Raw genomic sequence first — 14,118 nt, 5'->3', positions numbered from 1 at the left:
CCAACTATTGGGGGTCACACCAAAAGCGAAGTGTATACGGGCTGCGGCTGCCGAAGTAACTTGTTTCCATTACCAGGTTAGAGATCTAACATAGATGTTACTTCGGAGTTTACATAAAATGCGAGGTTAATAAAGCAACAAACTCATTGGTGCGAAAGCTGAGTTTTATAAACTATCAGTTACGGAGAAATTGTTTTTCCGCCGGGACAAGGATTGATATAATGGGTTTAGAATGTATGGGAGTAACGCATAATGTAAAATGGATGTGATATTAAATGACGAACAGTATGACCGGTTATGGCAAAGAGATTCTGCACCTGAACAATACAACAATTACGATAGAGATAAGAAGTGTAAATCACCGCTTCCTTGATGTAACAATGAAGATGCCGCGTACATTTTTATTTTTGGAAGATAAGATGAAGAAAATTGTTAACACCCATTTTCAAAGAGGAAGAGTTGAGGTTTTTGCAGGACTTGAAGGGGAAAGCTTTTCACGAAAAAAATTAACTCCAGACTGGGAACTGATGGACCAATATATGGAACAATTGAACCATGCAAAAAAAAGGTACGACCTTGCTGGTGAAATACCTTTATCGGTCATGACCACAATTCCTGATTTCTTTAACGTACAGGAAACGAAAGACGGAACAGATGAATTACATGAACTTATTCTGCAAGGGACAGAGAAAGCTTGCAGGCAAGTTTCAAAAATGAGAATGGAAGAAGGGAAATATTTAGCCGACGATCTAAGTGAAAGACTTGGGATAATCAGTGAGATTGTCACTAAACTTTCCAGTCAAAGGGATTCTGTCAGAAAAGAGTACCAGGAAAGAATTACCGAAAGAGTAAAGGAATTCACGGATAAATCAAGGGCAGTGGATGAGACGAGATTCCATCAGGAAATTGTCTTGCTCGCTGAAAAAGGAGATATCACGGAAGAAATCACGAGGCTTTTCAGTCATATGGTACACTTTAAAAAAACAATGGACAGTGAGGCAGCTTCAGGCAGAAAGCTCGATTTTATTGCACAGGAAATGCATCGGGAGGCCAATACAATCGGGGCGAAATCAACAGATCCAAAAATTGGTGAGTGGGCAGTTTTGCTTAAAAGTGAGATTGAAAAAGTTAAAGAACAAGTGCAGAATATAGAGTGAAAAAAATGCCGTCTAAATTTAATAGTATAAATTTCCGTTTGGATAAAGTATAATGGTACTATTATAATAATGACTGAATTTCGTTTTAGTTCGTTCAAGGGGGAAATAAGTTGAGTTTGAGTTTGATTAATATCGGTTTTGGAAATGTTGTTTCCGCAAATCGGATTATTTCGATTGTCTCACCGGAATCAGCACCAATAAAGCGAATTATTACAGTAGCCAGAGAAAATAATAAATTGGTGGATGCTACATACGGAAGACGTACAAGAGCAGTAATTATCACAGACAGTGATCATGTCGTCCTGTCAGCTGTTCAGCCTGAAACAGTCGGACAACGAGTGATTAGTCACGAAGAACTTTCAGATGAATAGTTGTATATTAGTAGAGCTTTAGGAGGAAATATGTTGATTAAGGAGAAAGGGATTTTATTTATTCTTTCAGGACCATCCGGAGTAGGGAAAGGTACGGTCAGAAAAAAGCTTTTTGAAGAAGCGAGCAAATTGCAATATTCCATATCTATGACCACAAGAAATATGCGACCCGGGGAAAAAGACGGAGTAGACTATTTTTACAAAACAAATGAAGAATTTGAAAATTTGATAGAACAGGATCAGCTATTGGAATATGCAAAATATGTCAATAATTATTATGGAACACCCCGAGCGTATGTGGAAGAAACACTGGAAAAAGGACAAGATGTCTTTTTGGAGATAGAAGTACAGGGTGCTTTACAGGTTAAAGAAAACTTTCCTGAAGGGGTATTTATTTTTCTATTCCCACCAAGCCTGGAGGAATTGAAGAACCGAATTGTAAATCGGGGAACAGAGTCACAGGAATTGGTGCTTAATCGGTTGAAAGAAGCCCGTAAAGAGATAGAGATGATGGATGCATATGATTATGTTGTCGTAAATGATCAGGTGGAGCATGCCGTTGAAAAGGTAAAAGCAATTATCCAGAGTGAGCATCTTAAAAGGGAACGGGTTTCAAAACAATACAAAAAAATACTGGAGGATGAACTATCATGATGTTAGAACCATCGATCGATGCATTGCAAGGCAGAATCAAATCTAAATACACACTTGTAACATTATCTTCTAGACGTGCACGACAATTAAGTGAGACGAAGGATGTAATGGTAGAAAAACCAAAATCACATAAATATGTTGGAATGGCATTGGAAGAGATTGAAGCTGGGAAATTATACCTGAAAGACTAATTGAGATGCACAAATAAACCCTTCGCACAAAATAGCGGAGGGTTTATTTGTTTATGTAAAAGTGACCAGGCCATTTCAAAGTCTGTTGCTGCTTTTTACAAGATATATGTGCTCTTTATATGGTATAAATAAACTAAAGATATTTTGAAACGGATTTGAAAGGGGTAACAGAATGGTTAACAACAAAAATATTCTATTGGGAGTTTCCGGTGGAATAGCAGTATATAAAGCATGCGCCCTGACTAGTAAATTAACTCAAAAAGGTGCAAATGTAAAAGTCATCATGACAGAAAGTGCTGCCTCATTTGTTTCACCTCTGACATTTCAGGCTTTATCAAGAAACCCGGTACATATCGATACATTTGATGAAAAAAATCCCGAGAAAATCGCCCATATTGATTTGGCTGATTGGGCAGATATTGTAATCATTGCGCCAGCCACTGCAAATATAATCGGCAAGCTTTCAAATGGGATTGCAGATGATATGCTTTCCACGACCTTACTTGCAACACAGGCAGAGGTTTATGTAGCACCGGCAATGAATGTCCATATGTACGCTCATCCAGCTGTGATTCAAAACATGAAGCAGCTCGAACAATGGGGATATCATTTTATTGAACCTGGTGCAGGCTACCTTGCATGTGGTTATGTAGGCAAAGGTCGGTTGGAAGAGCCTGAAAGCATTATTAAAGCAATTGAATCACATCAGCAACGAGAAGCGTTCCTGGCAGGTAAGAAAGTGCTTATTTCAGCAGGTCCAACGAGAGAACAAATTGATCCGATTCGTTTTTTTACAAACAGATCGACAGGGAAAATGGGATTTGCTCTTGCTGAAGCGGCTGCAGATTACGGGGCAGATGTAATACTTGTATCTGGTCCTGTTGCAGAGACAACAACAAACCCTAAGATTAACCGTATTGACGTAACGACAGCTTCTGAGATGTATGAAGCAATGCATCGGCATTTCGAGGGCCAGGACATTGTGATTAAGTCTGCAGCTGTTGCGGATTACCGGCCGAAACACGTATTTGATGAAAAGATGAAAAAACAGGACGGCGAATGGCATATCGAGATGGAACGTACGCGGGATATTCTGCAATCGCTTGGGGATATAAAAAAAGAACAGTATTTGGTCGGCTTTGCGGCGGAAACGACAAACCCACTGGAATACGGAAAGAAAAAACTTTTAAAAAAGAACTTGGATGCAATTATTATTAACGATGTATCTTCTGAAGGAGCTGGCTTTGGGGGAGATACGAATATGGTGACCTATGTAAATAAATCCATGAAGCAAGAGGAAGTGTCGATTGCTTCAAAAAGAGAAGTTGCAGAGAAGATACTTACGTTTATCGACCGGGATATGAAGGATGAGGCACAGTGAATATCGCTAAAGTAATCGTTGATGTACCGACTAGCTCCACAAATCAGACATTTGACTATGTGATCCCTGAAAAATTCATTGAGATGCTAACAGCCGGCATGAGGGTGATCGTTCCATTCGGCCCTCGGAAAATCATGGGATTTGTAGTCGATATAACATCTGAATCAAGTTTTACGAAATTAAAAGAGATTTTGGATGTGCTGGATTTAACGCCAGTACTCACGGAGGAATTACTGGAGCTTGGAAAGTGGGTAGCAGAAGAAACATTGAGCCTGTCGATAACAGCTTTACAGGCAATGCTTCCACAGGTTCTGAAATCGCAGTACAGGAAAGAACTGATACGCCAGACGGATGACAAACTTCCAGATGAAATGGAAACTCTATTCGCAGGGAGAGGCTACATCCCTTTTGAAGAATTTGAAGCTTCTTCTATCAGCTATTATCAGCTGCAGAAACTGATTGAGACCGGGGATTTATCAATCGACTATTTGGTAAAATCAAGGATTACAAAGAAACAACTAACGATGGTTAAACCGGCAAAAGCCACTCATCTGCTGGAAGAGGCATTGGTTGATCTGCCTAGGTCTGCCAAAAAACAGAAGCAATTGCTGTCGTTTTTCGTTGAGAATGATAAAGAGGTGGAGAAGCAGGAATTACTGAAAAAAGTCAACACCACTGCAAGTACAGTAAAGGCTCTCGTTGAAAAGGGCCTGTTGGATACATTTCAACAAGAAGTGCTCAGAAACCCATACAATGACGAAGACTTCCCGAGGACCTCACCATTGGAATTAACCAAACAGCAAAGGGAAGCAATTCAACCGATCAATGAATCCATCGAAATGAACAAGCATGATGTGTTTTTAGTTCATGGTGTTACAGGAAGTGGAAAAACGGAAATATATTTGCAGGCTATCCAAAATGTTTTGAACAAAGGGAAAGAAGCAATTGTCCTCGTTCCGGAAATATCACTGACCCCACAAATGGTCAATCGGTTTAAAGGCAGGTTCGGGTCCAATGTTGCTGTGATGCATAGTGCACTCTCTGCAGGGGAAAAGTTCGATGAATGGCGAAGAATTCACCGTAAAGAGGTGAAGGTAGTTGTAGGGGCAAGGTCTGCAGTATTTGCTCCGTTTGAAAACCTTGGAATTATAATTATTGATGAAGAACATGAAACCACCTATAAACAGGAAGACCAGCCCAGATATCATGCCCGTGACGTAGCAATCCACAGGGGGCAGAATAATAATTGTCCCGTCATTTTAGGCAGTGCAACACCTGCTTTGGAAACCTATGCAAGGGCCAGCAAAGGTGTTTACAAGCTATCTACCCTGGATGAACGGACAAATGGGAAAGCCATGCCTGAAATAAAAATCATCGATATGCGCAATGAGCTTCATGCCGGCAATAGGACCATGTTTTCGAGAAAGCTTAAAGAAAAGATCGAACAATGCCTTGAAAAAGGGGAACAGGTCGTACTGATGTTAAACAGAAGAGGATATTCTACTTTTGTTATGTGCAGGGACTGCGGACACGTTAAAGAATGTCCCCATTGTGATATCGCGTTAACATACCATAAAAACAGCCATCAGCTTAAATGCCATTATTGCTCCTATGAAGAAAAGGTTCCGGAATTATGTCCAGAGTGTGAAAGTGATCTGATCCGTTATTTTGGTACAGGCACACAAAAAGTGGAAGAATCACTGACAAAATTAATACCGGAGGCAACGGTTATCCGTATGGATGTAGATACTACCAGAAGAAAAGGGTCCCACGAAAAGCTGTTGAAGCAGTTCGCGGAAAGAAAAGCGGATATACTATTAGGTACACAGATGATTGCAAAAGGATTGGATTTTGAAAATGTGACACTTGTCGGAGTCCTGACGGCTGATTCGATGCTTCATCTGCCGGATTTTCGCTCATCTGAAAAAACGTTTCAATTGCTCACACAGGTCAGTGGACGTGCTGGAAGACATGAACTTCCTGGAGAGGTTATCGTACAAACATATACTCCGGATCATTACAGTATTGAACTCGCAAGTGAATATAACTTCAATGAATTCTACAAGCGCGAAATGGCGACAAGAAAGGTATTTCAATATCCACCATACTTCTATTTGGCGCTTATAACGGTATCACATGAAAATAACGTAAAAGCTGTTCAAACAACACAGCAGATCGCACAGTTATTGATGAAAGCTGTAGGGAATAACACTGTTGTACTAGGACCCACTCCATCTCCGATTCCACGTATCAAAGATAGATATCGCTATCAATGCATGATAAAATATAGGGACGAACCACATTTGCGCAAGTATATCAACAAAATAATCAATGTTTTTGCTGATGAAGTACGGAAAAATGATTTGCTGATTACAGTAGATATGCAGCCTTATCACATGATGTAGTTGTATCCTATCTGTCAGTAGTGAAAGAAGGTTTTAATGATGAAACGAATTGTATTTATGGGTACACCTGACTTTTCAGTTCCGGTTTTACGGAAATTAGTCGAATCGGAGTATGAAGTGGTACTCGTTGTCACCCAACCAGATCGTCCTAAAGGAAGAAAACGGGTAATAACACCTCCGCCAGTAAAAGTGGAAGCCGAAAAAAATAATATACCTGTATTCCAACCGGAAAAATTAAAAATTGACTTTGAGGAAATTTTAAAATATAACCCAGATTTAATTGTTACGGCTGCTTATGGGCAATTACTGCCGAACGAAATTCTGGGAGCACCTGAATTCGGGTGCATCAATGTCCATGCCTCCTTGCTCCCTGAGTTGCGAGGTGGTGCACCGATTCATTATGCGATTATGCAGGGGAAAAAAGAAACGGGAATAACCATCATGTATATGGTCGAAAAATTGGATGCCGGTGATATATTGACACAGCGCGCTGTACCTATCGAACAACAAGACCATGTAGGGAGCATGCATGATAAGCTTTCTGCAGCAGGTGCAGAGCTTTTGACCGAGACGTTGCCAAGACTTTTCAGTAAGGAATTGACCCCACTCAAGCAGGATGAGGCAAAAGCTACTTTTGCCTCAAATATCAAGCGGGAACAAGAGAAAATCGACTGGACTAGAACGAACAATGACATTTACAATCACATTCGGGGATTGCATCCATGGCCTGTGGCTTTTACTACTTACGAAGGAAAGGTTATGAAAATATGGTGGGGAGAACCGATTGAAACCTTGTTCCAAGGGAAAGCCCCGGGAGAAATTGCAACAAAGGAAACGAATTCATTCATTGTCGTCTGTGGAGATCAAAAAGGAATTCGGGTTACGGAGATACAGCCTGCAGGAAAGAAAAGGATGACTGTCAAAGATTATTTGCAGGCCTCACAAGATCGTATAAAAATTGGGATAAGATTAGGTGAATAGGATGAAATATCGTTTACGAAACACAATTCTTGATTTACTTATGCGGATAGAAAAGGACAGCGGATTCAGCCACTTATTAATTGACAATGAAATAAAATCCAGCCGCATTCCCGAAAAAGATGAAGGACTGTTGACGGAAATCGTCTACGGTACGCTTCAAAGACAGATGACATTGGATTTTTATTTGGCTAGCTTTGTCAAAAACAGTGAGAAGCTGGATTTGTGGGTAAGGCATCTATTAAGGCTGTCACTGTATCAAATGGTTTATCTTGATAAAGTACCAGATCATGCAATTATCCACGAAGCGGTTGAAATAGCAAAGCAGCGGGGCCATAAAGGGGTTTCCTCTCTCGTAAATGGTGTTCTTCGTAATGTTCAGCGTAATGGTGTACCAGATACATCGTCAATTGAAGATGACGTGAAAAGACTGTCTATCGAAACGAGCCATTCTGAATGGCTCGTGGCCCGTTGGATTAACATATACGGATATGAAACGGCAAAGGCAATGTGTGAGGAAAATCTGACCAGGAAACATAGTTCCATACGAATTCAACCAATGAAAATTACACGCGAAAAAGCAATGGAGACATTGCGTGAAAAAGGGTTCGAAGTAAGAGAATCAATATTTTCACCCCAAGGAATAATTATTGATAAAGGGAACATTTTAGCAACAGAACTATTTAAACAAGGTTATGTCACGGTTCAGGATCAAAGCTCCATGCTTGTTGGAGAAATGCTTGATCCAAGGCCAGGTATGCATATACTTGATGGCTGCAGTGCACCTGGAGGGAAAGTGACCCATATTGCCGAAAAAATGCAGGATAGGGGAGTAATCCATGCCTATGACTTGCATAAAAAGAAAGTAAAACAAATAGACGAGAAGGCGGCATTGCTTAACCTGTCAATCATTGATGCCAATCCTGGCGATGCGAGAAAACTTGGTGAACTGCATGAGTCAGGGAGTTTTGACCGGATTCTGATTGACGCACCATGCTCAGGGTTAGGCGTAATTAGAGGGAAGCCAGAGGTCAAATACCATAAAAAAGAAGATGACATCAAAAGGTTATCAGAAATCCAATCGGATATTCTTGAAAGTATTGCTCCTTTGCTCAAAAAAAATGGATTATTAATCTATAGCACATGCACAGTGGATATTGATGAAAATGAAAATGTCGTAAAGCAATTCCTGGGCGATCATCCCGATTTCCAAGTTGACAATGATTTTTTTGAAAACTTGCCAGCAGCTTTAAAAGCATCCTCTGGAATAACGCAGTATGGACTGCAGTTATTCCCTCAGGATTACCAGACAGATGGTTTCTTCCTGACAAGGCTAAAAAAAATTGAATAATTTAGTTCTTTTATTGGAAAAGTTGTGCAATACTTTATTTAAAGTGTGCAATTAAACTACGGAAACAAACGATAACTTGCTACTTTAGCGAGGGGGAAAAAAATGGAAGGTTACTTTCTGACTGACCGGGGTCAAGTTAGAAGTCATAACGAAGATTCCGGCGGGTTATTTTATAACGCGGATAAGCAATTAATTGCTGTGATTGCAGATGGAATGGGTGGCCACCAGGCTGGGGATGTTGCAAGCAAGCTTGCTACTGATTTAGTAAGGGATAAATGGCAGGACCAGTCCGGGCTTCACTCTTCTGAAGAAGCAGAAAAATGGTTGTCAGCTGCCATTTCGGAAATCAATCAGTCCATTTATGAATATTCACTCGAGAAAAATGAATATAAGGGCATGGGCACAACTGTTGTCATTGCGGTCTGTACTCGTGAGTTTGTGACAATTGCCCATGTAGGTGACAGCAGGTGCTATATTTTTAACGAGAATGGGTTGAAGCAAATTACGGAGGACCATTCGCTCGTAAATGAACTGGTGCGCTCCGGACAGATCTCTGAAGATGATGCAGAGCAGCATCCTAGGAAAAATGTACTCTTGAAAGCAATGGGTACGGAACAAACGGTTTCAGAAGATATACGGACGGTGGAATGGGAAATAGGAAACAAACTTCTGCTCTGTTCCGACGGTCTGTCTAATAAGCTAAATGATAAAGAATTGAGTATATATGTGCAGAAGTCAGTTCCTATGGAAGAAATCGGAAAAGAGATGATTGATCTCGCCAATGAGCGAGGAGGGGAAGATAATATTTCTCTTATTTTAATACAGCATGATTCTTCTCTGGAAGCAGGTGAAAACCTATGATCAATGGTTACCTGCTAAACGAACGCTATAAAATAAAAGAAAAAATTGGCGGGGGCGGAATGGCCAATGTATTTCTGGCCAGAGATATCATTCTTGATCGTGATGTTGCTGTAAAAGCTTTACGGATGGAATATATTAATGATCAGGAATTCATTGCACGTTTTGACAGAGAGGCACAGTCTGCAACCAGCTTATCACATCCGAATATTGTGAATATCTATGATGTTGGCGAAGAAGATCAGTTACTTTATATGGTTATGGAATATGTAGACGGTATGACGTTAAAAGAATACATACAGCATTATGGACCGATTGATGTCCCGGAAGCCTTGGATATTATGAAACAAATCAGTTCAGCGATTGCTCATGCGCATGCGAATGACATAGTCCATAGGGATATAAAACCTCAGAATATCATGGTTAACAGTTTTGGACAGGTTAAAGTAACGGATTTTGGAATTGCAATCGCATTGAGTGCAACTTCTTTGACTCAGACAAATTCTATACTCGGTTCAGTGCATTACTTGTCTCCGGAGCAGGCAAGGGGTGGGATGGCAACTAAAAAATCAGACATATATTCGATGGGGATCGTCCTATTTGAATTGCTGACCGGACGTCTGCCTTTCTCGGGCCAGTCTCCTGTTTCCATCGCGCTTAAACATTTGCAGAGCAACACACCTTCCGTAAGAAGGTACAATCAGGACATTCCTCAGAGTGTTGAAAATATCGTATTGAAGGCAACGGCCAAGGATCCGTTTCATCGGTATGAAAGTATATATGAATTTGAAAATGCGATAGAGACAGCTTTACACCCGGATATGCTGAATGAACCCCCTTTTTCTCCTCCGATTGAAGTAGGTGAGGAGACAAAGGCAATTCCTATCATTACAGATCGTCAAATAGAAGAAGACATGGAACAGGCAACATTAGTCCATAAGGCAGATGAAGGAACGAAGAATTTTCCTGAAGGAAACGAGGAGCAGCACCCTTCATCCGTACCAGTCAAAAAACAGATGAAAAATAACAAAACAAAGAATAATAATTCAAAACCTAAAGAGAAAAAGGGTAAGAAAAAAAGGCTGGCTATATTAATTACCTTATTTTTGCTTGCGGCCGGTGCAGCTGCACTTTTTCTGATCCCTGGTCTCTTGCAGCCTAAAGATGTCATTGTACCGGATGTTACAGAAATGGAATTTGAGGAAGCAAAGGAAATCCTGGAAGCAAATAATTTAGTTGTCGAGCAGGAGGTTACTTTCTCGGAAGATATCGAAGAAGGATTTGTTGTCAGGTCCGATCCCAGAGCAGGAAGAACTGCAAAAGAAGAATCGACAATAACCCTTTTTGTCAGTCAGGGTAAAGAAAGAGTGACATTTAATGATTATGTAGGCCGTGATTTTGACCAGGTAAGTGGACTGCTTGATGAATCTGGGTTTACGGATGTAACGACGTATGAAAAGTATTCTGACAGACCGGTCGGTGAGATTATAACGCAAATTCAGCCTGCTGCCGGTGCTGAAGTAGTTCCAAGTGAAGTAAAAGTTATTTTCGAAATCAGTATGGGTCCAGAATTGGTTAGTTTGAACAATCTAACAGGAATGACTGAACAGGAAGCGAGAAGTTATTTGGAAAACAATAATCTTGTAATGGATGTTAAGAGAGTGAACTCAGACAGTGTTCCATCAGGCTATGTAGCAAGACAGGAACCGGCCACCGGTACAGAGTTACAGGAAGGCTCAACTGTTGAAGTGTATATTTCTGAAGGGCCAGAAGAAAAGCCGCCACGTTCACATACAATAACATATACGGTAACATATAATCCAGAATCGGAGACTGATGAGGCGAATGAAGAAGTGGACCAGAACCAGGAAGAAACACAGGAACCTGTAGAGCAAATCGTACGAGTTTATGTGGAAGATGCAGAGAATGATATTTCAAATCTGTATGACGAACAGATAATCACAGAAGATACCGATATTACCTTTACATTAACAATCGCACCGGATAGTGCAGCAGAATATATCATAATGAGAGATGATGAGATGGTTAGAAACAAAACAGTATCCTATGAAGGAGAAGAGGGTGACTAAATGGCAGAAGGCAGAATTGTAAAAGCTTTAAGCGGATTCTACTATGTGCAATCGGGTGACAAAATATATTCCTGTAAAGGAAGAGGGGTATTTCGTAACAGAAAGATTACCCCACTTGTAGGGGATTTTGTTCAATTCGAGGAAAGCAATCCCGGTGAAGGTTATATCATGGAAATTGAAAAAAGAACAAATGAACTTGTTCGTCCGCCGATAGCAAATATCAATCAAGCCATTATTGTCAGCTCAGCAGTGTCTCCTGATTTCAGTACACTATTGCTTGACCGCTTTCTTGTTTTGATTGAATCCAAAAACATACAACCACTAATTTTTATCACAAAGATCGATTTAATCACAGATGAAGAACGTGCAGAGATTGAGCATTATAAACAGGTATTTGAAAAAATCGGATATTCTGTTGAGTTGTTATCTTCCAAACTGCCTGACAGACTACCTGAGCTGGCGCATTATTTTACTGGCAAGGTATCCGTATTTGCAGGTCAATCCGGGGTAGGTAAATCATCACTCTTAAATGTTTTGAAGCCATCCCTATTGCTGAAGACAGCTGAAATTTCCAAAAGCCTTGGAAGAGGTAAGCACACGACGAGGCATGTGGAGCTTATGCAGGTTAAAGGGGGACTTGTTGCCGATACACCAGGTTTTAGTGTGCTTGAATTTAACGAGATTGAAGCAGAAGCGTTAACCGATTGTTTTCCTGAAATGAGAGAAATAAAGGACAATTGTAAATTTCGCGGATGTATGCACCACAAGGAACCAAAATGTGCTGTAAAGGAAGCTGTGGAAAATGAGGAGATTCCAAGATTCCGATATGAACACTATTTAACTTTCCTGGAAGAAATACAATCAAGAAAGCCGAGGTATTAAGATATGACAAAAATTGCTCCATCAATATTATCAGCAGATTTCTCAAAATTGGGTGAGGAAATTAAAGATGTGGAATCAGGTGGCGCAGATTACATCCATGTCGATGTAATGGATGGACACTTTGTTCCTAATATTACAATTGGCCCATTAATTGTAGAGGCGATTAAACCGGTTACTGCACTTCCATTGGATGTGCATTTGATGATTGAAAACCCGGATGCCTATATCCCTGCTTTTGCAACAGCAGGTGCTTCCATCATTACGGTGCATCAGGAAGCAAGCAGGCATTTACATCGAACGATACAGCTGATCAAAGCCAATGGTGTAAAAGCAGGCGTGGTTATAAATCCTGCAACTCCTGCAGAATTGATTAAGCCAATTTTATCTGAGGTCGATCTGGTTTTAATAATGACGGTGAATCCCGGTTTTGGTGGACAGACATTTATCCATGAAACAGTAAATAAGATTGAGCAGGTCCATGTTTGGCGTAAAGAAATGAACCTTGCTTTCGAGATAGAAGTGGATGGTGGTGTCAATACTGAAACAGCCAAGCTTTGTACAGATGCTGGAGCGGATGTGCTGGTAGCTGGCAGTGCTGTTTTCAATCAAACGGACCGTCATCGGGCGATAAAAGATATTCTTCACGCCACGAAAGGATAGAATGAATGAAATCAGTAGGGATCGTAGGTAATGGTCCAGATAACCTGCTTCCGGATCTTCATCTGTTCAAGGATAAAGTAGATGTGTGGATAGGCGCAGATCGTGGAGCCTTTATTCTGGCCGAATTAAATATTCCGTTAAAATTTGCAGTAGGTGACTTTGATTCAATCAATGCAAACGAGAAATCTCTCATTAAGAAATATGCGAGTCATATAGAAGAATATCCATCGGAAAAAGATGAAACAGATATAGAAATTGCTTTAAACCGAGCTTTTGAACTTGAACCGGAGAATATTTATTTATTTGGGATAACTGGCGGGAGACTCGACCATGAACTTGTAAATATTCAACTATTATACCTTATCAAAAGCAGAGGAATAAAAGGCATGATTGTGGATAAGTCCAACTGGATTGAAATGGCTTTTCCGGGAAGCTATACGATGGAGCAGGACGAAACATATCCTTACATATCTTTTCTTCCCTTTACTAAAGAAGCAGAAGGTATAAACCTGACCGGATTTTACTACCCTTTGGAAAAGGCAGACATATCCTGGGGATCAACTCTTTGTATCTCGAACAAGCTTCTTTCAAAAAATGGTACTTTTTCTTTTGAAAAAGGCATACTATTACTAGTAAAGAGTTGTGATACGATTCAGACGTAAGTTTGAATTGTAGAACAGGAGGGGTCCCTGCTTATGAAATTTTATACTATTAAACTTCCGAGGTTTGTAGGTGGATTTGTTAAGATTGTAATTGGGATGTTCAAGAAAGAAAAATAATGAATGACCAAGCTTTTGTCATAGGTTGACAGAAGCTTTCTTTTTTATCAAGGGCTTTTCGTCATTTTTTCCGGTTTATAACTCTTGCAATCGATGCATACGTCGCACTTCACAGGTTTAGGGGCAAAGCACAAAGCAGCAAGACAGGTACTGCGGAATAACAAACTTGTTGAAAAGTCTTTTATTAAGAACTTAACTGTGGTACCAAGAAAATTAGCTTAAACAGTTAACTGGGTTAAACTTGGAATGTCTCTAATAATCCCCTTTGCGAACCAATGAAAATAAGGCTATTTACAGGATGGTATGCTTTTTAATTATTGCATAGTAGATATAAAATGCGAAGTAACTGGAGATATATCAC

At 40.2% G+C, this 14,118-nt stretch carries 14 protein-coding genes; all 14 read left to right on the top strand.

Annotated features, from left to right (window positions below; all coding sequences use genetic code 11):
- Positions 1-275 precede the first annotated feature (275 nt).
- Positions 276-1,157, top strand: coding sequence for a YicC/YloC family endoribonuclease (locus A4245_RS19110; RefSeq protein WP_067730894.1), 882 nt, complete (start codon positions 276-278; stop codon positions 1,155-1,157).
- A 110-nt stretch (positions 1,158-1,267) separates the two neighbouring features.
- Positions 1,268-1,528: an extracellular matrix/biofilm regulator RemA gene (remA, locus tag A4245_RS19105; RefSeq protein WP_067730892.1), complete on the top strand. Its 261-nt coding sequence runs from the start codon at positions 1,268-1,270 to the stop codon at positions 1,526-1,528.
- A gap of 33 nt (positions 1,529-1,561) precedes the next feature.
- Positions 1,562-2,182, top strand: a complete 621-nt coding sequence (gmk, locus tag A4245_RS19100; protein ID WP_067730890.1) for a guanylate kinase — start codon at positions 1,562-1,564, stop codon at positions 2,180-2,182.
- On the top strand, positions 2,179-2,373 hold the full coding sequence (rpoZ, locus tag A4245_RS19095) for a DNA-directed RNA polymerase subunit omega (RefSeq protein WP_084268875.1): 195 nt from the start codon (positions 2,179-2,181) through the stop codon (positions 2,371-2,373). The genes gmk and rpoZ overlap by 4 nt, the downstream gene beginning before the upstream one ends.
- Positions 2,374-2,545: 172 nt before the next feature.
- The gene (gene coaBC / locus A4245_RS19090) at positions 2,546-3,754 is read left to right on the top strand and encodes a bifunctional phosphopantothenoylcysteine decarboxylase/phosphopantothenate--cysteine ligase CoaBC (protein WP_067730888.1); all 1,209 of its coding nucleotides are present in this window, start codon (positions 2,546-2,548) and stop codon (positions 3,752-3,754) included.
- Positions 3,751-6,159, top strand: coding sequence for a primosomal protein N' (gene priA / locus A4245_RS19085; RefSeq protein ID WP_067730886.1), 2,409 nt, complete (start codon positions 3,751-3,753; stop codon positions 6,157-6,159). Before coaBC ends, priA begins: the two co-directional genes overlap by 4 nt.
- A gap of 39 nt (positions 6,160-6,198) precedes the next feature.
- Complete coding sequence (fmt, locus tag A4245_RS19080) at positions 6,199-7,140, top strand: methionyl-tRNA formyltransferase (RefSeq protein WP_067730883.1); 942 nt, start codon at positions 6,199-6,201, stop codon at positions 7,138-7,140.
- A gap of 1 nt (position 7,141) precedes the next feature.
- Entirely contained in the window at positions 7,142-8,488 is a 1,347-nt protein-coding gene (gene rsmB, locus A4245_RS19075; RefSeq protein ID WP_067730881.1) for a 16S rRNA (cytosine(967)-C(5))-methyltransferase RsmB, read from the top strand.
- 102 nt (positions 8,489-8,590) lie between these two features.
- A complete protein-coding gene (locus A4245_RS19070; RefSeq protein ID WP_067730879.1) occupies positions 8,591-9,349 on the top strand; it encodes a Stp1/IreP family PP2C-type Ser/Thr phosphatase in 759 nt (252 codons plus the stop codon).
- Positions 9,346-11,436: a Stk1 family PASTA domain-containing Ser/Thr kinase gene (gene pknB / locus A4245_RS19065; protein ID WP_067730877.1), complete on the top strand. Its 2,091-nt coding sequence runs from the start codon at positions 9,346-9,348 to the stop codon at positions 11,434-11,436. The genes A4245_RS19070 and pknB overlap by 4 nt, the downstream gene beginning before the upstream one ends.
- Positions 11,437-12,318, top strand: coding sequence for a ribosome small subunit-dependent GTPase A (rsgA, locus tag A4245_RS19060; protein WP_067730875.1), 882 nt, complete (start codon positions 11,437-11,439; stop codon positions 12,316-12,318).
- A gap of 3 nt (positions 12,319-12,321) precedes the next feature.
- A complete protein-coding gene (rpe, locus tag A4245_RS19055) occupies positions 12,322-12,978 on the top strand; it encodes a ribulose-phosphate 3-epimerase (RefSeq protein ID WP_067730873.1) in 657 nt (218 codons plus the stop codon).
- A gap of 5 nt (positions 12,979-12,983) precedes the next feature.
- On the top strand, positions 12,984-13,640 hold the full coding sequence (locus A4245_RS19050; RefSeq protein ID WP_067730871.1) for a thiamine diphosphokinase: 657 nt from the start codon (positions 12,984-12,986) through the stop codon (positions 13,638-13,640).
- 33 nt (positions 13,641-13,673) lie between these two features.
- Positions 13,674-13,757, top strand: coding sequence for a stage V sporulation protein SpoVM (spoVM, locus tag A4245_RS19045; protein ID WP_010649391.1), 84 nt, complete (start codon positions 13,674-13,676; stop codon positions 13,755-13,757).
- Positions 13,758-14,118: the final 361 nt, after the last annotated feature.

The organism is Oceanobacillus damuensis (assembly GCF_001618145.1).
GTDB classification, from domain to species: Bacteria; Bacillota; Bacilli; order Bacillales; family Amphibacillaceae; genus Oceanobacillus; species Oceanobacillus damuensis.
The sequence above is the reverse complement of the archived record's forward strand: the minus strand, read 5'-3'. Positions and strand labels throughout refer to the sequence as shown.